14 protein-coding genes, 1 tRNA gene and 1 pseudogene are annotated in these 21,535 nt (G+C 71.7%); 15 read left to right on the top strand and 1 reads right to left on the bottom strand.

The features are described 5' to 3' along the window. Window positions 1-22: 22 nt before the first annotated feature. From ACZ60T_RS21695 to ACZ60T_RS21715, 5 genes and pseudogenes are all read left to right on the top strand, one after another. Window positions 23-817: a type II secretion system F family protein gene (locus ACZ60T_RS21695; RefSeq protein ID WP_469667343.1), complete on the top strand. Its 795-nt coding sequence runs from the start codon at window positions 23-25 to the stop codon at window positions 815-817. Continuing rightward, the gene (locus tag ACZ60T_RS21700) at window positions 814-1,674 is read left to right on the top strand and encodes a type II secretion system F family protein (protein ID WP_469667344.1); all 861 of its coding nucleotides are present in this window, start codon (window positions 814-816) and stop codon (window positions 1,672-1,674) included. Before ACZ60T_RS21695 ends, ACZ60T_RS21700 begins: the two co-directional genes overlap by 4 nt. A gap of 134 nt (window positions 1,675-1,808) precedes the next feature. Next, window positions 1,809-2,027: a DUF4244 domain-containing protein gene (locus ACZ60T_RS21705; RefSeq protein WP_469667345.1), complete on the top strand. Its 219-nt coding sequence runs from the start codon at window positions 1,809-1,811 to the stop codon at window positions 2,025-2,027. 52 nt (window positions 2,028-2,079) lie between these two features. Further along, entirely contained in the window at window positions 2,080-2,409 is a 330-nt protein-coding gene (locus ACZ60T_RS21710) for a TadE family type IV pilus minor pilin (RefSeq protein WP_365631553.1), read from the top strand. Window positions 2,410-2,498: 89 nt separating this feature from the next. Further along, a pseudogene (locus ACZ60T_RS21715) lies at window positions 2,499-2,768 on the top strand (Rv3654c family TadE-like protein); the annotation flags it as partial. Between the two features lie 40 nt (window positions 2,769-2,808). Here ACZ60T_RS21715 and ACZ60T_RS21720 read toward each other — a convergent pair. Then, a complete protein-coding gene (locus tag ACZ60T_RS21720) occupies window positions 2,809-5,358 on the bottom strand; it encodes a DEAD/DEAH box helicase (protein ID WP_469667346.1) in 2,550 nt (849 codons plus the stop codon). A gap of 80 nt (window positions 5,359-5,438) precedes the next feature. On the opposite strand from ACZ60T_RS21720, the gene bldG reads away from it, so the two are divergent. The 10 genes from bldG to ACZ60T_RS21770 all read left to right on the top strand — a co-directional run bounded on the left by bldG (window position 5,439) and on the right by ACZ60T_RS21770 (window position 21,482). Next, entirely contained in the window at window positions 5,439-5,780 is a 342-nt protein-coding gene (gene bldG, locus ACZ60T_RS21725; RefSeq protein WP_010986038.1) for an anti-sigma factor antagonist BldG, read from the top strand. Between the two features lie 104 nt (window positions 5,781-5,884). Then, window positions 5,885-6,322, top strand: a complete 438-nt coding sequence (locus tag ACZ60T_RS21730) for an ATP-binding protein (RefSeq protein WP_365631557.1) — start codon at window positions 5,885-5,887, stop codon at window positions 6,320-6,322. A 340-nt stretch (window positions 6,323-6,662) separates the two neighbouring features. After that, complete coding sequence (locus ACZ60T_RS21735) at window positions 6,663-9,068, top strand: sodium-translocating pyrophosphatase (protein WP_469667348.1); 2,406 nt, start codon at window positions 6,663-6,665, stop codon at window positions 9,066-9,068. Window positions 9,069-9,307: 239 nt separating this feature from the next. Next, complete coding sequence (locus tag ACZ60T_RS21740; protein WP_365631561.1) at window positions 9,308-9,904, top strand: small secreted protein; 597 nt, start codon at window positions 9,308-9,310, stop codon at window positions 9,902-9,904. 143 nt (window positions 9,905-10,047) lie between these two features. Beyond that, window positions 10,048-11,568, top strand: a complete 1,521-nt coding sequence (locus ACZ60T_RS21745) for a DUF7059 domain-containing protein (protein ID WP_469667349.1) — start codon at window positions 10,048-10,050, stop codon at window positions 11,566-11,568. Window positions 11,569-11,968: 400 nt separating this feature from the next. Next, complete coding sequence (gene topA, locus ACZ60T_RS21750) at window positions 11,969-14,818, top strand: type I DNA topoisomerase (protein WP_469667351.1); 2,850 nt, start codon at window positions 11,969-11,971, stop codon at window positions 14,816-14,818. A gap of 151 nt (window positions 14,819-14,969) precedes the next feature. Beyond that, entirely contained in the window at window positions 14,970-18,155 is a 3,186-nt protein-coding gene (tmk, locus tag ACZ60T_RS21755) for a dTMP kinase (protein WP_469667352.1), read from the top strand. A 154-nt stretch (window positions 18,156-18,309) separates the two neighbouring features. Continuing rightward, on the top strand, window positions 18,310-19,515 hold the full coding sequence (locus tag ACZ60T_RS21760) for a DNA polymerase III subunit delta' (protein WP_469667353.1): 1,206 nt from the start codon (window positions 18,310-18,312) through the stop codon (window positions 19,513-19,515). A 160-nt stretch (window positions 19,516-19,675) separates the two neighbouring features. After that, a complete protein-coding gene (locus ACZ60T_RS21765) occupies window positions 19,676-21,301 on the top strand; it encodes an alpha/beta hydrolase (RefSeq protein ID WP_365631571.1) in 1,626 nt (541 codons plus the stop codon). A 107-nt stretch (window positions 21,302-21,408) separates the two neighbouring features. Beyond that, a tRNA-Thr gene (locus ACZ60T_RS21770) sits at window positions 21,409-21,482 on the top strand. Window positions 21,483-21,535: the final 53 nt, after the last annotated feature.

Below are 21,535 nucleotides of genomic sequence, written 5' to 3' on the forward strand. Positions count from 1 at the left end.
TGCCGGTACGGCGGCGTGGGTGATGAGCGCCTCGAGTACCACGGGGCGGCGAGCCCGGCTGCTGGTCACGGGCGGTGGCGAGGCGCCAGGGGGCGGTTCCCCGCCCTGGGCAGGGGGCCGCGCACGCGTGCGGAGGCTGCGGGCCGAGTGGTGGTCGGTCGCCGTGGGCGCGGTGATCGCGGTGCTCGGTGCGTCCGTCCTGCCCCTGCTGGCCGGAGCCGGTGGTGTGCCGCTGCTGCGCCGGGTGCGGCTCGCGCGGGAGGCACGCCTGGCGCGCGACCGGCGCGGCGAGGCGGTGATCGCGCTGTGCGGGGCGCTCGCCGGGGAGGTGCGCGCGGGGTGCCAACCCGGAGAGGCGCTGTTGCGCGTGGCCCGCGACGGTGGTGGCCTCGGCGAGGCCCAGGCGACGGTGCTGGCGGCAGCGCGGTTCGGCGGGGATGTGCCGGGCGCACTCGCCCGAGCGGCACAGCAGCCGGGCGCCGACGGATTGTCGGGACTTGCCGCGTGCTGGCGAGTGGCCGTGGACCGTGGCGCGGGCCTGGCCTCCGGGCTCGACCGGCTGGAGGCGGCGCTGCGAGCCGAGCGAGATCAACGAGCCGATCTACAGGCCCAGTTGGCGGGGGCCCGTTCGACGGCGGTGCTGCTCGCGGGCCTGCCGATCCTCGGCCTGCTGCTCGGCACCGGGCTCGGCGCCCGCCCACTGCACGTACTGCTGCACACGGGCGCGGGTCTGGCCTGCCTCGTGCTCGGCGGCGTGCTGGAGGGCGTGGGGCTGTGGTGGGCGCTGCGGATCGTGCGAGGAGCGGAGGCGGCATGAGCGCCGAGACCGTCCACAGGTGGGAAGTGGTCTGGGGAGCGTCCGCGCTGTGCTGGGCGGCGTGGCTGCTCGTCACGGCAGGACGTGAGCGCAGAGTGCGGCGTCGGCTGGATGCGGCGCTGGCACAGAACGGCACGTGTGAGGACGGCAGTTCGGGAATTCCCTGGATGTCCTTCGCTCGACGCGGTGCGCGGGCGCGGGCGGGCCCGGTGCCCGACGGTGTGCGGCGGAACGAAGTGCGGAACGCCGTTCGGCGGTGGTTGCCGGTCGTGGGGGCGCTGTGCGGCGGGTGGGCGCTGATCGGGGGCGTGGGCGGACTGGTCGCCGGGGCGATCACCGGAATCGGTGTGAAGCGGTGGCGAGCCCGGGAGGAACGCGACCGTCTCACGCGGGACTACGACCCCGCCGAAGTGGCCCGTCGGCTTCCGCTGGCCGCGGATCTGCTGGCGGCGTGCATCACCGCGGGCGCGAGCCCCGTGTCGGCCGCCCAGGCGGTGGGCGAGGCGCTGGGCGGCCCGGTCGGCGAACGACTGGCCCGCGGGGCGGCCGAGGTACGGCTCGGCGGCGACCCGGCCGATGCCTGGCGGCGGCTGGCCGCCCTCCCCGGCGCCGGAGCGCTGGCACGGCTCCTGGAACGGGCGGGTGACTCCGGCGTACCGGCGGCCGTGCCCGTCGGGCGCCTCGCGACACAGGCCCGTGCGGAGTGGGGGCGCGCGGCGACGGCACGGGCGCGCCGGGCGGGCGTCATGGTCACCGCGCCGGTGGGGCTGTGCTTCCTGCCCGCCTTCATCGCGGTCGGGGTGCTCCCCGTCGTGATCGGACTCGCGGGAGGGCTTCTGAAAGGAGGTGGCGGATGACCGCGCGCGGTACGCGGTGAACGACGACGGATCGGATGAGCCCGGTGGCCGGGAGGCGCCGGACGGACCGATCGGTTCCAGCGGAGCGAACAGATCGGTCAGGTCGACAGGACGAGAACTGCACGGGGGTTGAGATGAGCAAATCAGAACGAGTACGAGCCCGGATGCGGGCGTTGACAGGGCGGGTACGGGCGGCCGTGCGCGGGGACGCGGGCATGGTCACATCGGAGTACGCCGTCGGCATTATCGCGGCAGTGGCCTTCGCGGCGCTCCTCTACAAGGTGTTGACGAGCGGGCAGGTCAGCGAGGAACTGCAGGGAATCGTGAAGCGGGCGCTCGATGTCCGGATGTGACGGGGAGAAGGGGCGCCTCGGACGCCGCGGAGGGCGCCGGGACGGTGGGTTCGTGACGGCGGAGGCCGCGGTCGTCCTGCCCGTCCTGGTCTTCGTCCTCGGAGTCTTCGTCTGGGCCTTGCTGGCCGTGTCCGCGCAGATTCAGTGTGTGGACGCCGCTCGGGCAGGGGCTCGCGCGGCAGCCCGGCAGGAGTCACCCGGTGTGGTGGAGGACACGGCGGCGCGGGCCGCGCCGAAGGGAGCGAAGGTCACCACGAGCCGCCAGGGCGACCTGGTGCATGTGACGGTCCTCGCCCGCACGCCGGGTCCGGCCGCACTGCCGCTCGAAGTGCGCCAAGAAGCAGTGGCGTTGGCGGAGGACACGATGGGGGTGCGCCAGTGAGGAGATGTGAACCGGCGGGCGGGCACGTGAGACAGCGCGGGCCGACGGGAGAGAGCCGGCGCTCCGGGCCGACGGCCTTCAACACCCGGATGCGGTCGCTGAGTTCGGACCGCGGCTCGGCGACCGTCTGGGTGGTGTGCCTGATCGGTGCTCTGTGCGCCGTGTTCGGGGTGCTGCTGTTCCAGGGGAAGGCCGTGCTGGCGCGTCATCGTGCCGCCGCCGCGGCCGACCTGGCGGCGCTTGCCGCCGCCGATCACTGGATGGAGGGAAGCGAGGCGGCGTGCGCCGTGGCGCACCGCGTCACGGAAGCCCAGGACAGCCGGCTGCTGCGGTGCGTCGTCATGGGTGGCGTCTCGGACGTCACGGCGGCGACGGCCGTGGGGCCGCTCTCCGCCGAGGTCAGGGCGAGAGCGGGCCCGGCGGATCCGGTGGGGCCGACGACGGTGTCCCCGGCGCCGCCCGGCTCTCCTCCTGCGGCTCGGCCGCCGGGCTCTCCTTCTCCTCCGGTGCCCCGCGCAACAGCACCGTGAGAAGGCGCACCGCCCCCCTCTTGTGCAGCGGGTCGTTGCCGTTGCCGCACTTGGGGGACTGGATGCAGGACGGGCAGCCCGCCTCGCACTCGCAGGAGGCGATGGCCTGGCGGGTGGCGGTCAGCCAGGCACGGGCTGTGTGGAAGGCGCGCTCCGCGAAGCCCGCGCCGCCCGGGTGGCCGTCGTACACGAAGACCGTGGGCAGCAGGGTGTCCGGGTGGAGCGGGACGGAGACGCCGCCGATGTCCCAGCGGTCGCAGGTGGCGAACAGCGGAAGCATGCCGATCGAGGCGTGTTCGGCGGCGTGCAGGGCGCCGCCGAGGATCTCCGGGTTGATCCGGGCCTGGTCCAGTTGGTCCTCGGTGACCGTCCACCACACGGCACGGGTGCGCAGCGTACGAGGAGGGAGGTCCAGTTTCGTCTCGCCCAGCACCTCACCGGTGATCACACGTCGACGGAGGAAGGAGACGACCTGGTTGGTGACCTCGACGGATCCGTAGCACAGCCGCCCCTTGCCCCAAGGGACCTCGATGTCGGTCTCCAGGACGGAGACGGACGTCGTGTCGCGGGCGATCGTCGAATACGGCGGGTCGGCCTGCTCGACCAGGGCGACCGAGTCCTCCAGGTCGAGGGAGCGCACCAGATACGTACGGCCCTGGTGCAGATGGACCGCCCCTTCGTGCACCGTCGTGTGCGCGGCGCCGGCGTCGACCGTGCCGAGCAGTCGCCCGGTGCCCGTCTCGACGACCTGCACGGGACGCCCGCCCTGGCCGCGGATGTCGGCGAGGTCGGCGGCCCGCTCACGGCGGGTCCAGTGCCAGGCCTTCGTCCGGCGACGGAGCAGCTTCGCGGCTTCCAACTGCGGCAGCAGTGCCTCGCAGGCGGGTCCGAACAGCTCCAGATCCTCGTCCGTCAGCGGGAGTTCGGCGGCAGCGGCGCACAAGTGCGGGGCGAGGACGTAGGGGTTGTCCGGATCGAGGACGGTGGACTCGACCGGCTGGGCGAAGAGGGCCTCGGGATGGTGGACGAGGAAGGTGTCCAGCGGGTCGTCGCGGGCGACCAGGACCGCCAGGGCGCCCTGTCCGGCCCGGCCGGCGCGGCCCGCCTGCTGCCACAGCGAGGACCGGGTCCCCGGGTAGCCGGCGATGAGGACGGCGTCCAGGCCCGAGACATCGACGCCGAGTTCGAGTGCGGTGGTGGCGGCCAGGCCGAGGAGTTCACCGGAGTGGAGGGCGCGTTCGAGAGCGCGGCGCTCCTCGGGGAGGTAGCCGCCGCGGTACGCGGCCACCCGGCGGGCCAGGGAGCGATCGATTTCGGCCAGACGTTCCTGGGCGATCACCGAGATCAGCTCGGCGCCGCGGCGGGAGCGTACGAAGGCGACCGAGCGGACGCCCTGCACGGTCAGGTCGGTCAGCAGATCGGCGGTCTCGGCGGTGGCCGTGCGGCGGACGGGCGCGCCCTTCTCGCCATGCAGTTCGGTGAGCGGGGGCTCCCAGAGGGCGAAGACCAGGTCGCCGCGGGGGGAGGCGTCGTCGGCCACCTCGACGACCGGGAGGCCGGTGAGGCGGCCCGCGGCCACCGAGGGCTCGGCGGCGGTCGCGGAGGCGAGCAGGAAGACGGGAGAGGAGCCGTAGCGGGCGCAGACGCGGCGCAGACGGCGCAGGACCTGGGCGACATGGGAGCCGAAGACGCCGCGGTAGGTGTGGCACTCGTCGATGACGACGTACTTCAGGGCGCGGAGGAAGGAGGACCAGCGTGGATGGGAGGGCAATATGCCGCGGTGCAGCATGTCGGGGTTGGTGAGGACGTAGGTGGCGTACTGGCGTACCCATTCGCGTTCCTCGGGCGGCGTGTCACCGTCGTACACGGCCGCGCGGACCGCCGTGCCCAGAGGTTGTGAAAGTTCCTTCACGGATCGGCACTGATCCGCTGCCAGCGCCTTCGTCGGGGCGAGGTACAGGGCGGTCGCGCCGCGCCCGTTCGGGGCCTCCGCGCCCTCCATCAGGCGCGACAGCACCGGCACCAGGTAGGCGAGCGACTTGCCCGAGGCGGTGCCCGTGGCGACGACCACCGAGTCGCCGTCCAGGGCGTGCTCGGCGGCGACCGCCTGGTGGGCCCAGGGGTGCTCGATGCCCGCGGCTTGGACGGCGGCGATGACCTCGGAGCGGATCCTGTCCGGCCAGATGGCATGGCGGCCCTCGCGTGAGGGCAGGTGCTCCGTATGGGTGATGCGCGCAGCCCGGCTCGGCCCCGCGGCGAGCCGGTTCAGGACCGTGTCCGGGGCAAGGCGGGCCACGGGGTCCGCCGTGGGTCGATCGGATCGGTGATTCTTGGCCATCGGCACCGAGTGTGTCACTGGCGTGACGGACAATGGGACCAAGGCGTCGTGCACGCCTGCCGGTAAGTGATTGAATGCCATCGCGGCTGGCGAACCGTCCCGGGGGCTCTGCCGAGGTGTCCCGAGGGACGACCGCTCGATAGCAAGGTGCTGGAGGATCCGTGGACCTGTCCCTGTCGACCCGTACCGTCGGCGATCGTACGGTCGTCGAGGTCGGTGGCGAAATCGACGTATATACCGCGCCCAAGCTGCGTGAGCAGTTGGTCGAGCTGGTGAACGACGGGAATTTCCACCTCGTCGTCGACATGGAGGGCGTGGACTTCCTCGACTCCACCGGGCTCGGCGTGCTGGTAGGCGGCCTGAAGCGCGTGCGTGCCCATGAGGGCTCCCTGCGGCTGGTGTGCAACCAGGAGCGCATTCTCAAGATCTTCCGCATCACCGGCCTCACCAAGGTGTTCCCGATCCACACCTCGGTCGAGGAAGCGGTGGCGGCTACCGACTGACCGGTTCCGGGCCGAGATGCCCGGAGACGGCAGAAGCAAGTAGGGGTGCCGGGCTCGTGCGGCCCGGTTCCCGGACCCCACGCCCGAAGTTCCGAGGGGGATGTATGGCCACCGTTGAGCTCCGCTTCAGCGCGTTGCCCGAGCACGTCAGGACCGCCCGACTGGTGGCGGCAGCGGTGGCGCGCAGGGCCGGGGTGGACGAGGCCGTACTCGACGAGGTCAGGCTTGCCGTGGGCGAGGCCTGTTCTCGTGCCGTCGGACTGCACCAGAGCAGCGGCATCTCGGCGCCGGTGCGGGTGATGCTGACCGAGGAGGAGAAGCAGTTCTCCATCGAGGTCGGCGACGAGGCGCCGCATGCGCCGATCGGTGGAGCACCGGGTGGACCCGGTGCCGCCGATCCGGATGCGGAGACCGAGGAGGACGAGATGGGCCTCGCGGTCATCAAGGGCCTCGTCGACGACGTCGAGGTGTCCGCCGGCAAGGACGGCGGACTGATCAGGATGAGCTGGCCGACCATGCCGCCCGGCACGCTCCCCGCCTGACCCTCCTCGCACCCCCTCTGCTCACCGCCCCACACGAGTCACCCCATACGAGTCACCACAGAAGGGCCCCGTCCAGAACATGGACAGGGCCCTTCTTTTTGTACAGTCCTACCGCAATCCATGAATTGCTTCACCGTCATTTGCGCGATAATTTGATCAAGCGTCCATCTCGTCAATGTCTTTGAGGCATTACCGCTTTCGGGTTCAATGCCTCGCGCACGATCTTTTGCTGAAGAGCGCGTGAAGGCTCGTTTCCGTTTACCTGGCCCTGTTTTGACCGGGTTCCGCTACCTACAATCCGTCCACATCTTGAGCTCAGCCCAAGCGTCAAGGAGGACGAATGGCGGGGCTTTCCACCCCTCAGCAGTTTCACTACCCCACTTCCCTCGCAGCCGCCGTACTGACCGACAGCAACCGTCACATCGTGATGGTCATCGGGGCGGTGGCCCTGGCGGCCCTCGTGGTCGCCGGAATCCTGGTGCGGCAAGTACTCGCGGCGGGCGAGGGCACCGACAGCATGAAGAAGATCGCGGCGGCGGTCCAGGAAGGCGCCAACGCCTATCTGGCACGGCAGTTGCGCACGCTCGGCGTATTCGCCGTGATCGTGTTCTTTCTCCTCATGCTGCTGCCCGCGGACGACTGGAATCAGCGTGCCGGACGCTCGGTGTTCTTCCTGATCGGTGCCGCGTTCTCGGCGGCCACCGGTTATATCGGTATGTGGCTCGCCGTACGAAGCAATGTGCGCGTCGCCGCGGCGGCGCGCGAGGCGACCCCGGCGGCGGGCGAACCGGAGAAGGATCTCACTGCCGTTTCGCACAAGGCCATGAAGATCGCTTTCCGTACGGGCGGCGTCGTCGGCATGTTCACGGTGGGGCTCGGGTTGCTGGGCGCCTCCTGTGTGGTGCTCGTGTACGCCGCGAACGCGCCGAAGGTCCTGGAGGGCTTCGGCCTCGGTGCGGCGCTGATCGCCATGTTCATGCGTGTCGGCGGCGGCATCTTCACCAAGGCCGCCGACGTCGGCGCCGACCTGGTCGGCAAGGTCGAGCAGGGCATTCCGGAGGACGACCCGCGCAATGCCGCGACCATCGCCGACAACGTGGGCGACAACGTCGGCGACTGCGCCGGTATGGCGGCCGACCTCTTCGAGTCGTACGCCGTCACGCTCGTCGCCGCGCTGATCCTCGGCAAGGCGGCGTTCGGTGACTCCGGGCTGGCCTTCCCGCTGATCGTGCCCGCGATCGGCGTCGTGACCGCGATGATCGGCATCTTCGCGGTGGCACCCCGCCGCGCCGACCGCAGTGGCATGTCGGCGATCAACCGGGGTTTTTTCATCTCCGCGCTGATCTCGCTGGCGCTGGTCGCCGTGGCCGTCTTCAGCTATCTGCCGTCGTCGTACGCCGACCTCACGGGCGTCTCCGACGTGACGATCCGGGCCAAGAGCGGTGACCCGCGGATCCTCGCGCTGGTCGCCGTGGCGATCGGCATCCTGCTCGCCGCCGTGATCCAGCAGTTGACCGGCTACTTCACCGAGACCAACCGCCGTCCCGTGCGGGACATCGGGAAGACCTCACTGACCGGGCCCGCCACCGTGGTCCTCGCCGGTGTCTCCGTCGGTCTGGAATCCGCCGTCTACACCGCGCTGTTGATCGGACTCGGCGTGTACGGGGCGTTCCTGCTCGGCGGCACATCGATCATGCTGGCGCTGTTCGCGGTGGCGCTGGCCGGTACGGGCCTGCTCACCACGGTCGGCGTGATCGTCGCGATGGACACCTTCGGCCCGGTCTCCGACAACGCCCAGGGCATCGCCGAGATGTCCGGCGACGTCGTGGGCTCGGGCGCGCAGGTGCTCACCGACCTGGACGCCGTCGGCAACACCACCAAGGCCATCACCAAGGGCATCGCCATCGCCACGGCCGTGCTCGCGGCCTCGGCGCTGTTCGGCTCGTACCGTGACGCGATCACCACGGCCGCCCAGAACGTGGGCGAGAGGGTCGGGGACGGCGGACCGCTGAGCCTGATCATGGACATCTCGCAGCCCAACAACCTGGTCGGCCTGATCGTGGGCGCGGCGGTCGTCTTCCTCTTCTCGGGGCTGGCGATCAACGCGGTGTCGCGGTCGGCGGGCGCGGTGGTCTTCGAGGTGCGGCGGCAGTTCCGCGAGAAGCCCGGGATCATGGATTACACGCAGCAGCCCGAGTACGGCAGGGTCGTCGACATCTGCACCAAGGACGCCCTCAGGGAGCTGGCCACACCGGGTCTGCTCGCCGTCATGGCGCCCATCGCCGTCGGGTTCACGTTCGGCGTCGGCGCGCTCGGCGCGTTCCTCGCGGGCGCGATCGGCGCCGGCACGCTGATGGCGGTCTTCCTCGCCAACTCCGGTGGCGCCTGGGACAACGCCAAGAAGCTCGTCGAGGACGGCCATCACGGCGGCAAGGGCAGCGAGGCGCACGCGGCGACGGTGATCGGCGACACGGTCGGCGACCCCTTCAAGGACACCGCGGGCCCGGCGATCAACCCGCTGCTGAAGGTGATGAACCTGGTCTCCCTGCTCATCGCGCCGGCGGTCATCAAGTTCTCGTACGGCAGTGACCGGAACGTCGGCGTCCGGATCCTGATCGCCGTCCTCTCCCTGCTCGTGATCATGTTCGCCGTGTACGTCTCCAAGCGGCGCGGGATCGCGGTCGGTGACGAGGAGGGCGAGGCCGAGAGGGTCGCCAAGTCAGCCGATCCGGCGGTGGTGTCCTAGCCGGTTCCCCGGCACCCCCTCGCGCATCCGGCCCGCCGCGGCCGGACATGCGCCGACCGGGCGGGCGCACAGCGTTCATCACGACGCCGTGCGCCCGCCCGGTTCGTGTGCGCTCGCCTTCCGTCCCCTCCCGTGAGCCTTCTCTCGCCCGGGGCAAACAGCCGCAACGACGGGCATACGCGGCATTCGGCACCCGGGCGTCGGCCAGGCGGCGTGTATCTTCCGGGGCCGAGAGAGCCATGGAAGGGACCAATCCGGTGAACAAGAAGCTTGCTGCCGCACTGTCCGGCGGTGCGGTACTGGCACTGGCGCTGTCGGGATGCTCCAGCAGCGGTGGGAACGACGAGAAGCTGACGGCCTGGGCCACGAAGGTCTGTGACGCGACGAAGCCGCAGGTGAAGAAGATCTCCGAGGCCAACGCCGCGCTGGAGGAGGGCAAGTCGGAGGCCAGGCCGCCGAAGGAGGTCCAGAAGACCTACGCCCAGGCCTTCCAGGACCTGTCCGACGGTCACAAGGGCGTCGGGGCGGCCTTCGAGAAGGCGGGGGCGCCGGATGTGGACGACGGCGCGGCCAAGCAGAAGAAGGCCGTCAAGGAGCTCAACGACAAGGCCACGGCGTACGCCGATCTGAAGAAGCAGGCGGACGAACTCGACACCAAGGACCAGACGAAGTTCGTCGTAGGGCTCAACGGGATAGCGAAGCAGAGCCAGGAGCTGAGCAAGATCGGGGACGACGCGATGAACAAGCTCGTGGAGGGCGACGTCGGCAAGGCGATGGCGAAGGTGGAGAGCTGCAAGAAGCCCGGTTCCGCGTCCGCTTCGCCGTCGGCCGGCTGAGCGGCGCGCCCGGCGCCCTCCGTACGCGCGTACGTATCTCCGTGCGCGCGTACGGACGCATGCGCGTACGCGCGGAGCAATGAGGAACGGGCTCCCGCAGCGGGGGACACCGGCGACGGGACTTCCCACGCCACAATGGGGGCGTGAGTAACTCCAGTCCGGCCACCCTGCCTTCCCTCGACCACGCCGACGTCACCGCGGAGCTGCGTGACGCCCTGCTCGCGGCCTCCTTCACCGCCGACGGGCTGCTCGAACTGCTCGGCGCACCCGCGTACGCGGCGCTCGCCCGGAGCGAGACCGTCCCCGCGCTCCGGGCGACGCGCGGAGACACCCCGGTGGAGGCGCTCGTACGGCTGTTCCTGTTGCAACAGCCCGTGCCGCACGCGCGCGTGGCGGGTGTGCTGCCCGTCGACGGGTGCGTGGCGGCCGGCTGGCTGCTGCGCACCGGCACGGACGAGGTCGCCGCGACCGTGGACGTCCGGCCCTACGGCGGGCCCGGCGGCGAGGACTGGTTCATCGTGTCCGACCTCGGCTGCGCGGTCGGCGGGGCGGGCGGCATCGGCAGCCCGGAGGAGAACGTCGTCCTGGGCGTCGGCGGCGCCTCCACCACCCTCGCCGGGATCACCGTACGGCCCCCCGTCGGCGCTGCCCTCGACCTCGGCACCGGCTCCGGCATCCAGGCGCTGCACGCCACCCGGCACGCCACGCGCGTGACCGCGACCGACGTCAACCCGCGCGCGCTGCACATCACCGCGCTCACGCTGGCGCTGTCCGGCGCCCCGGCCGCGGATCTGCGCCAGGGCTCGCTCTTCGAACCGGTCCAGGACGGCGAGACGTACGACCTGATCGTGTCGAACCCGCCCTTCGTGATCTCGCCCGGCGCCCGGCTCACCTACCGCGACGGCGGCATGAGCGGGGACGATCTGTGCCGCGCGCTCGTTCAGCAGGCGGGGGAGCGGCTGAACCAGGGCGGGTTCGCGCAGTTCCTCGCCAACTGGCAGCACGTCGAAGGGGAGGACTGGCAGGACCGGCTGCGCTCCTGGGTGCCGCGCGGCTGTGACGCCTGGATCGTGCAGCGCGAGGTCCAGGACGTCATGCAGTACGCCGAGTTGTGGCTGCGCGACGCCGGAGACCACCGCCGTGACGCGACGGAGTACCAGGCGCGGTACGACGCGTGGCTCGACGAGTTCGAGGCGCGCAAGGTACGGGCGGTCGGCTTCGGCTGGATCGCCCTGCGCAGGACCGATGCCGCCGAGCCCTCGATCACGGTCGAGGAGTGGCCGCACCCGGTCGAACAGCCCCTCGGCGACACCGTGCGCGCGCACTTCGACCGCGTCGACTACCTGCGGGCGCACGACGACGCGGCCCTGCTCGCCGGGCACTTCAGGCTCGCCGCCGAGATCGTCCAGGAACAGGTCGGGCTGCCCGGCGCCGAGGACCCCGAGCACGTGGTGCTGCGCCAGCACCGCGGCATGCGCCGCGCCACCAAGGTGGACACGGTCGGCGCGGGCTTCGCGGGCGTGTGCGACGGCACGCTGAGCGCCGGGCGCATCCTCGACGCCATCGCCCAGCTCGTCGGCGAGGACCCGGTGTTGCTGCGCGATCGGACGCCCGCCCAGATCCGGCTGCTGATCGAGCAGGGGTTCTTGGAGCCGGTGCGGTAAGGGGGCGGCTCCGCGGGAAGCGAAACCAGCCAACGCCGCGGCTGACCGTGGCCGCGGTGTGAGCCACGTCGCATGCCGCCCACGCGCGCGTCGTCGCCCTGGCGGGGATCGCGCCGTGGCGCGGCGCTCACACGGCCTGTGACGTCGCGGTTTCCCCGCAGTACGACGCCGGAGAGCCCAGTAACCGGAGGGTAACGCTCCGAATAGGGTTCGAGGAGATGCCGGACACTCCGGGCGGCAGGAATGGTGGTAGTCGGGTTACCGTTCGAGTGGCCGTTGTGGGCTTTTCCCCTTCGACACGAGGACGGGATGTACCGTCACAGTCCGCAGCGCCACCATGATCCGACCCCCAGACGAAGGCCTGGGGAGGCGCCAACGTCGACCGGAGAGAAGAGCGAAGTTGTCCCCGACCAGCGAGACCGCACAGGGCGGCCGCCGACTCGTCATCGTCGAGTCGCCTGCCAAGGCGAAGACGATCAAGGGCTACCTCGGCCCCGGCTACATCGTCGAGGCGAGCGTCGGGCACATTCGCGATCTTCCGAGCGGCGCCGCCGAGGTGCCGGAGAAGTACACGGGCGAGGTCCGGCGTCTCGGGGTGGACGTCGATCATGACTTCCAGCCGATCTACGTCGTCAACGCCGACAAGAAGGCGCAGGTCAAGAAGCTCAAGGAGCTGCTGCGCGACTCCGACGAGCTCTTCCTCGCCACCGATGAGGACCGCGAGGGCGAGGCCATCGCGTGGCACCTCCAGGAGGTGCTGAAGCCGAAGGTCCCGGTCAAGCGGATGGTGTTCCACGAGATCACCAAGGACGCGATCCAGGAGGCCGTGCGCAACCCGCGCGAGCTGAACAAGAAGCTGGTCGACGCCCAGGAGACCCGGCGCATCCTCGACCGCCTCTACGGCTACGAGGTCTCTCCCGTCCTGTGGAAGAAGGTCATGCCCCGGCTGTCGGCCGGCCGTGTCCAGTCCGTGGCCACGCGGCTCGTCGTGGAGCGCGAGCGCGAGCGCATGGCGTTCCGCTCCGCCTCGTACTGGGACCTGACCGGCACGTTCGGGACCGGCCGCGCCGGTGACCCGTCCGACCCGTCGTCCCTGGTGGCACGGCTCGCGACGGTCGACGGCAAGCGGGTCGCGCAGGGCCGTGACTTCGACTCGCTGGGCCGCCTGAAGAGCGCGAACACGCTCCACCTCGACGAGGACAACGCCCGCGCGCTGGCCGCCGCCCTGCAGGACACGCGGTTCGCGGTGCGCTCGGTCGAGTCCAAGCCGTACCGCCGCTCGCCGTACGCGCCGTTCCGTACGACGACGCTGCAGCAGGAGGCCAGCCGCAAGCTCGGCTTCGGCGCGAAGGCCACGATGCAGATCGCGCAGAAGCTGTACGAGAACGGCTACATCACGTACATGCGTACGGACTCCACGACGCTGTCGGACACGGCGGTCGCGGCGGCCCGAGCCCAGGTCACGCAGTTGTACGGCGCCGACTACCTGCCGCAGCAGCCGCGTACGTACGCGGGCAAGGTCAAGAACGCGCAGGAGGCGCACGAGGCGATCCGCCCGTCGGGCGACCGCTTCCGCACCCCGGCGGAGACGGGGCTGTCCGGCGACCAGTTCAGGCTCTACGAGCTGATCTGGAAGCGGACCGTCGCCTCGCAGATGAAGGACGCCACGGGTGACTCGGTCACGGTCCGGATCGGTGGCACGGCCGCCGACGGGCGCGACGCCGTGTTCAGCGCGTCCGGCAAGACGATCACCTTCCACGGCTTCCTGAAGGCCTACGTCGAGGGCGCCGACGACCCGAACGCCGAGCTGGACGACCGCGAGCGCCGGCTGCCGCAGGTCGCCGAGGGCGACGCGCTGACCGCCGAGGAGATCACCGCCGACGGCCACGCGACCAAGCCCCCGGCTCGCTACACCGAGGCCTCCCTGGTCAAGGAGCTGGAAGAGCGCGAGATCGGCCGCCCGTCGACGTACGCGTCGATCATCGGCACGATCCTGGACCGCGGCTATGTGTTCAAGAAGGGCACGGCCCTCGTCCCGTCCTTCCTGTCCTTCGCCGTGGTCAACCTCCTGGAGAAGCACTTCGGGCGGCTTGTCGACTACGACTTCACCGCCAAGATGGAGGACGACCTCGACCGCATCGCCCGCGGCGAGGCGCGGGCCGTGCCGTGGCTGAAGCGGTTCTACTTCGGCGAGGGCACGGGCGACGGCGGCGCCGCGGAGGCCGGCAACGGCGACGGGGACCACCTCGGCGGCCTCAAGGAACTGGTGACTGACCTGGGCGCGATCGACGCGCGCGAGGTGTCGTCGTTCCCCGTGGGCCACGACATCGTGCTGCGGGTCGGCCGCTACGGTCCGTACATCGAGCGCGGTGAGAAGGACTCCGAGAAGCACCAGCGTGCCGACATCCCGGCCGACCTCGCGCCGGACGAGCTGACCGTCGAGCTGGCCGAGGAACTGCTCGCCAAGCCGAGCGGGGAGCGCCCGCTGGGCACGGACCCCGAGACGAACCGGCCGATCGTCGCCAAGGACGGCCGCTACGGCCCGTACGTCACGGAGATCCTGCCCGAGGGCACCCCGAAGACGGGCAAGAACGCGATCAAGCCGCGTACGGCCTCGCTGTTCAAGTCGATGTCCCTGGACACGGTGACGCTCGCCGACGCGCTGCGGCTGATGTCCCTGCCGAGGGTGGTCGGCCAGGACGCGGAGGGCGTCGAGATCACCGCTCAGAACGGGCGCTACGGGCCGTATCTGAAGAAGGGCACGGACTCGCGTTCGCTCGAGTCCGAGGAGCAGCTCTTCACGATCACGCTCGCGGAGGCGGAGGCGATCTACGCCCAGCCGAAGCAGCGGGGGCGCGCCGCGGCCAAGCCGCCGCTGAAGGAACTGGGCGCGGACCCGGTCAGCGGCAAGCCGGTCGTCGTCAAGGACGGTCGCTTCGGGCCGTACGTCACCGACGGTGAGACCAACGCGACCCTGCGGTCGAGCGACAGCGTCGAGACGATCACTCCGGAGCGCGGCTTCGAGCTGCTCGCGGAGAAGCGGGCCAAGGGGCCCGCCAAGAAGACGGCGAAGAAGGCCGCGGCCAAGAAGACCACCGCCAAGAAGACGACGGCCAAGAAGGCGACGTCGACGGCGGCGAAGAAGACGGCCGCGAAGAAGACCACGGCCAAGAAGACGACCGCGGCCGCGAAGAAGACCACGGCTCGGAAGACGGCGGCGTCCGCCGCCTCGAAGGCCGCGGAGGACTGAGCCCGCGCGTTCTCCCCAGCGGGCCGCCGTGCGTCTTCTCGGCGGTCCGTCATGGTTTGCGCGATGCGCCCCGGCAACACTTTGGTGTCGGGGCGTGCGCGTGTTCGGGCAGCAGCACCGGACTGTCCGTGGCTGCCGATAGGCTGAAAGCATGACGCGAGCCGAGCAGCCAACGGCCCACACCCCGGCCCCCGACGACGCCCTGATCGCGGATTCACGCGAGCGCGCCGTCCGCGCCCTGCTGCGCAGGCCGCAGTTCAAGCGGTTGTGGAGCGCCCAGCTCGTGGGCGGCGTCGGCGACGTTCTCGCCCTTCTGGTCCTGGTCCTGCTCGCCTTCCAGGCGGCCGTCACCGAGGGCTCCTTCGGCGGCGGCTACCGAGGCGTGTCGTTCGCTATCGCGACCGTCTTCGGCGCGCGCATCCTCGCCACGCTGCTCTTCGGCGCCGTCCTGCTCGGCCCGCTCACCGCGCTGACCTCTCAGGAGGGGCCGCTCGACCGCCGCTGGACCATGGTCGGCGCGGACGGACTGCGAGCCGCCCTGCTGATCGTCGCCCCCCTGTGGATCGACTGGACTCCGGCGAACGCCCTCGCGGCGCTGCTGATCACCGCCTTCCTGACCGGCGTCGCCGAACGCTTCTGGAACGTGTGCCGCGAGAGCGCGGCGCCCGCCCTGCTGCCCGCGCCGCCCCCGGAAGGCGCCACGGTGCGCCCGCTGCCGGACCATCTGGACGCGCTGCGGCGCCTCTCGCTGCGTACGCGGTTCGTGGCGGTGCCCCTGGCCGCCGCCGGGATCGTCGTGGCGTCGCTGCTGAACAACCTGCTCGGCACGGGCATCGCCTGGTTCGACCAGCACCACGCGGCCCTCTCCGCCTACGTCGCGGCCGGGCTGTTCGCCGCCTCCCTGTCGCTGATCACCTTCCTCGAACTGCCCGACACCCGCACGCCCCGCGCGCGGTCGCCGCTGGAGGGCCTGCGCCGCCCCCGGACGGGCACGGTCGTCGACAAGGGCCGTACGGGCGCGATCCTGCTCCTGGTGCTCGCCTGCGCGGCGGTCGCCGGAGCCGTCTCGGCCGTCGTCGCCGTCTCCGCCCCGCAGGCCACGGACCTGAACGGCGGCCCGGTGACGTACGGGCTGCTGATCCTCGCGCTGACCGGCGGTACGGCCGTCGGTATCCGTACGGCGCCTCACATGCTGCCGTCCTTCTCGCGCCGTCGGCTGCTCGCGCTGGCGATCGCCTTCACCGGTGTCGCGCTGCTCGCCGCGGGTCTCGTCCCGGACGTCACCAGCGTGCTGCTGATCGTGGCGCTCGCGGGCGTCGGCGCGGGCGCCGCCGCGAACATCGGCCACGCGCTGCTCGACCAGGAGACCGAGGACCACCGCCGCGCCCGGACGACCGAGCACCTGCACGCGGTCGTACGGGTCTTCGTCGCGCTGGGAGCGCTGGTGGCACCGGTGGTCGCCGGGCTCATCGGGCCGCACCGGCTGGAGAACGGCAAGTTCGTGTTCGAACACGGCGGTGCCGCCTTCGTCCTGATGCTGGTCGGCGCGCTGCTGCTGCCGGTCGCCGCCCTGGTCCTCGCCAAGGCCGACGACCGCTCCGGCGTTCCGCTGCGACACGATCTGCGCGATGCGCTGCGGGGCGGTGACGACCCCGTGGAGGAGCCCGCTGCCGCTGGCTTCTTCATCGCCCTGGAGGGCGGCGACGGCGCGGGCAAGTCCACCCAGGCCGAGGCGCTCGCCGAGTGGATCCGGGCCAAGGGGCACGAGGTCGTGCTGACCCGCGAGCCGGGCGCCACGCCCGTCGGCAAGCGGCTGCGGTCGATCCTGCTGGACGTCTCCAGCGCCGGTCTGTCGCACCGCGCGGAGGCGCTGCTGTACGCGGCGGACCGCGCGGAGCACGTGGACACGGTCGTCCGTCCGGCCCTGGAGCGGGGCGCGGTCGTGATCTCGGACCGGTACATCGACTCGTCGGTGGCCTACCAGGGCGCGGGCCGCGACCTGTCCCCGACGGAGATCGCCCGGATCAACCGCTGGGCCACCGATGGCCTCGTCCCGCATCTGACCGTCCTGCTGGACGTCGCGCCGGAGACCGCGCGTGAGCGGTTCACCGAGGCGCCGGACCGGCTGGAGTCGGAACCGGCCGAGTTCCACGCGCGCGTGCGCTCCGGCTTCCTCGCCCTGGCCGCCGCGGCCCCCGGCCGCTACCTGGTCGTCGACGCCGGGCAGGATCCCGAGGCGGTCACGACCGCGATCCGGCATCGGCTCGACCAGATGCTGCCGCTGTCCGAGGCCGAGGTGAGGGCCCAGGAGGAGGCGCGCAAGAAGGCCGAGGAAGAAGCCCGGAGGAAGGCCGAGGAAGAGGCCGCGCGCAAGGCCGAGGAAGAGCGGCTGGAGCGCGAGCGCCAGGAGCAGCTCGCCAGGCTTCGGGCCGAGGAGGAGGAGCGCAAGCGGCGCGAGCTGGAGGAGGCGCAGCGGCGCGAGGCCGAGCGACAGGCGGAGGAGGCCCGGCAGCGGGCCGAGGAAGCCCGTCGTCGTGCCGAGGAGGAGAAGGCGCGGCTGCTGGCCGAGGAACAGGCGCGGGCGGCCGAGGAAGCGCGCAGGAAGGCCGAGGAAGAGCGGCTGCGCAGGCAGGCCGAGGAGGAGGCCCGGCTGCACGCCGAGGCCGAGGCGCGGCGTCTGGACAAGCAGCGGAAGGCCGAGGAGGCGCTGCTGCGCGCGGAGGAGGCACGCCGGGCCGCGGCCGAGGCGGCGACCTCGGCCGCCACACCGGCCAGGGGCACGGCCACCGGAGCGTCGGCGGACTCCACGCGACACGAGCCGCATGAGTCGCGTGAGCGGCACGAGCCGCGCGACGCGGCCACGCCCGACAACGAGATCACCGTGCCCACCCCGCTGATCACGCCGTCGAACGTGCCGGGCGGGGCCGCGGACGAGACCGCTGTCCTTCCGGCGGTGCAGGCCCCCGAGTCCGACGCGGAGACCACGGCGAAGCTGCCGATACCGCAGGGTTCGGCCGACGAGACGGCGGTGCGCCCGCCGGTGGCGCCGGGTGCCTCCGACGAGACGGCCGTGCTGCCCGCCGTCGGGGACGACCCCGCGCGCCGTGTGCCGCAGGGCTTCTTCCGCGACGAGCGCCCGGCGCCGCGACCGGACGGGGCCGAGGACCGTACGCGCGAGCTGCCGCAGATGGACACCGAAGGCCGGCCGACCCGTCGGCGCCGCCCGGACTGGGCGGAGGAGACCCCGCTGGACGACCTGCCGACCCTGGCGGACGAACTGCTCGGCCCCCGCGACGACGACGGTCGGGACGAGGGCCAGGGGCGCGGGCGGCGCTGACCCTGGGGCTGGGCCCGACCGGGCCCGCCGGGGTTGGGGCCGGACCGAGGCACGACTTCGTGCCGCCGCCCGACCCCGCTGTCAGTGGTGACCCGCACAATGGATCGCGGTGGGGCGAAGAACGACGGGAAGAACGACGGAAGGGCGGTCTCCCATGACCGTGTGGGACGACCTGGTGGGCCAGGCGAAGGTGAGCGAGCAGCTCGACGCGGCCGCCCGTGACGCTGATGCCCTGGTCACCGCGGCGGCAACCGACGCCGCGCCGCCCGAGGCGTCCAAGATGACGCATGCCTGGCTGTTCACGGGCCCGCCCGGCGCGGGGCGTACGCAGGCGGCGCGGGCGTTCGCGGCGGCGCTGCAGTGCGTGAGCCCCGACCGCGCGCTCGGTGGCGGCCCCGGCTGCGGCTTCTGCGACGGCTGCCACACCGCGCTGGTCGGTACGCACGCGGACGTGACCACGGTCGCCGCCGTGGGCACGCAGATCCTCGCCGACGACATGCGTGACACCGTCCGTAAGTCGTTCACGTCTCCGGCGAACGGCCGCTGGCAGGTGATCCTCGTGGAGGACGCCGAGCGGCTGAACGAGAAGTCGGCCAACGCGGTCCTGAAGGCAGTGGAGGAGCCGGCCCCGCGCACGGTCTGGCTGCTGTGCGCGCCGTCCCTGGAGGACGTCCTGCCGACGATCCGCTCCCGCTGCCGCCACCTGAACCTGAGCACGCCTTCCGTGGCGGCCGTCGCCGACATGCTCGTACGTCGTGACGGCATCGAGCCCGCGATCGCGGACGCCGCCGCCCGTGCCACCCAGGGCCATGTCGACCGCGCCCGCCGCCTGGCCACGGACGAGCGCGCGCGGGAGCGCCGGGCCACGGTGCTGAAGCTCCCCCTGAGGGTCGACGACATCGGTGGCTGTCTCCGGGCCGCGCAGGAACTGGTCGACGCCGCCACGGAGGACTCCAAGCAGCTCGCGGAGGAGCTCGACGCCAAGGAGACCGAGGAGCTGAAGGCGGCGCTCGGCGCGGTGCAGGGCGGTCGTATGCCGCGTGGCACCGCGGGGGTGATGAAGGAGCTGGAGGACAAGCAGAAGCGCCGCAGAACGCGCACGCAGCGCGACAGCCTGGACCAGGCCCTCACCGACCTCACCGGCTTCTACCGCGATGTCCTCGCCCTCCAGCTCGGCTCGCGCACGGCCCTCGCCAACACGGACGCGGAGGACGCCCTGGAGCGCCTGGCCCGCGGCGGTACGCCAGAGTCCACGCTGCGGCGTATCGAGGCCATCGCCGCGTGCCGGACGGCCCTGGACCGCAATGTGGCGCCCTTGCTGGCGGTGGAGGCGATGACGATGGCGCTGCGGGCGGGGTGACGCAGGGCTGCCTCTTGAGGGCGACAGGACTGCCGGGGCCACCTCTTACAGGTGACGGAACCTGAGACCGGTTGACTCGGGCTGCCTGACTCCGTCACTCGTACGAGGGGCATGCGCGACGGACGGCGATCAGTGCGGCATGCGTGGTTACGCTCGGGAAATGCAGATCAGGCGCACTTCCGGACCGCTCCGCCGCTCCCGCGCGTCCCGCTTCCTCGGTTCCTTCGGCGTACCGCGCCCGCCGCACCTGGTGCGCACGGGCGGCGTGCTGCTCGCCACCGCGCTCCTCGCCTCGGCCTGCTCGACCGGGAGTTCGAAGACGGCGCAGGGCGAGGTCCTGGCCCCGCTGCCCCGGTCCACGCCGTCGACGCTGGCCCCGTACTACGCGCAGAAGCTGACCTGGCGCGCGTGCGGCGTCCCCGGCTTCGAGTGCACCACGATGAAGGCGCCGCGCGACTACGCCAAGCCGGCGTCGGGCGACGTCCGGCTGGCCGTCGCGCGCAAGAAGGCCACGGGCCGGGGCAAGCCCCTCGGCTCGCTCCTGGTGAACCCGGGCGGGCCGGGCGGCTCGGCGGTCGCCTATCTCCAGCAGTACGCCGGTGTCGGCTACCCGGCGGAGATCCGCGCCCGCTACGACATGGTCGCCGTCGACCCGCGCGGCGTGGCCCGCAGCGAGCCCGTCCGCTGCCTCACCGGCCGTCAGATGGACGCGTACACACAGGCCGACGTGACCCCGGACGACAAGAAGGAGGAGAAGCAACTCGTCGACACCTTCAAGCGGTTCGCGCGGGGTTGCAGCGAGCACACGCCGGATCTGCTGCGCCATGTCTCCACGACCGAGGCGGCCCGGGACATGGACATCCTGCGCGCGGTGCTGGGAGACCAGCGGCTGAACTACGTGGGCGCGTCCTACGGGACGTTCCTCGGGGCGACGTACGCGGGCCTGTTCCCGGACCGGGCCGGGCGACTGGTGCTGGACGGCGCGATGGACCCCGCCCTGTCGGCCCGTCGGACCAACGAGCAGCAGACGGCAGGCTTCGAGACGGCGTTCCAGGCGTTCGCGAAGGACTGTGTCCGCCGAGCGGACTGTCCGCTCGGCGGTCCCGGCACGTCACCGGCGAAGGCCGGGCGGAACCTGAAGGCGTTCTTCAAGAAGCTCGACGCGTCCCCCATCCCGGCGGGTGACGCGGACGGCCGCAAGCTCGGCGAGGCCCTGGCCACGACCGGGGTGATCGCGGCGATGTACGACCAGGAGGCCTGGCCCCAGTTGCGGGAGGCGCTGACCTCGGCGATGCGGAAGAACGACGGCGCGGGCCTGCTCGTCCTCTCGGACAGCTACTACCAGCGGGACGCGGACGGCAGGTACACGAACCTGATGTTCGCGAACGCGGCCGTGAGCTGCCTGGACCTGCCGTCCGCGTTCTCGACCCCCGAGGAGGTGGAGCGAGCGCTCCCGGCGTTCGAGAAGGCGTCGCCGGTCTTCGGCGAGGGCCTGGCCTGGGCGTCGCTGAACTGCGCCTACTGGCCGGTGAGAACGACGGGGCAGCCGCACCGCATCGAGGCCAAGGGGGCGGCGCCGATCCTGGTGGTGGGCACGACCCGCGACCCCGCGACGCCGTACCCCTGGGCCCGGTCCCTCGCCTCCCAGCTCTCCTCCGCGAGGCTCCTGACCTACGACGGCGACGGCCACACGGCGTACGGCCGAGGCAGCCGCTGCATCGACTCGAGCATCGATGCCTACCTGCTCAAGGGCACCCTGCCGACCAGCCAGAAGCACTGCTCATAGGCGTCGGCGCACACCCCGGAGCCACGCTTTTGGGCTGTGGTCAGAGCACCTCGGGAAACTGTGTAGACTTACCGACGTTGCTGATCGCACCATAGTGCGGACAGCGCGCCGCCTTAGCTCAGATGGCCAGAGCAACGCACTCGTAATGCGTAGGTCTCGGGTTCGAATCCCGAAGGCGGCTCAAGGAAAGTCCAGGTCACATAGCCCGTGACCTGGGCTTTTTCTTATGCCGGG

The sequence above is a fragment of the Streptomyces sp. NPDC104371 genome (assembly GCF_055583785.1).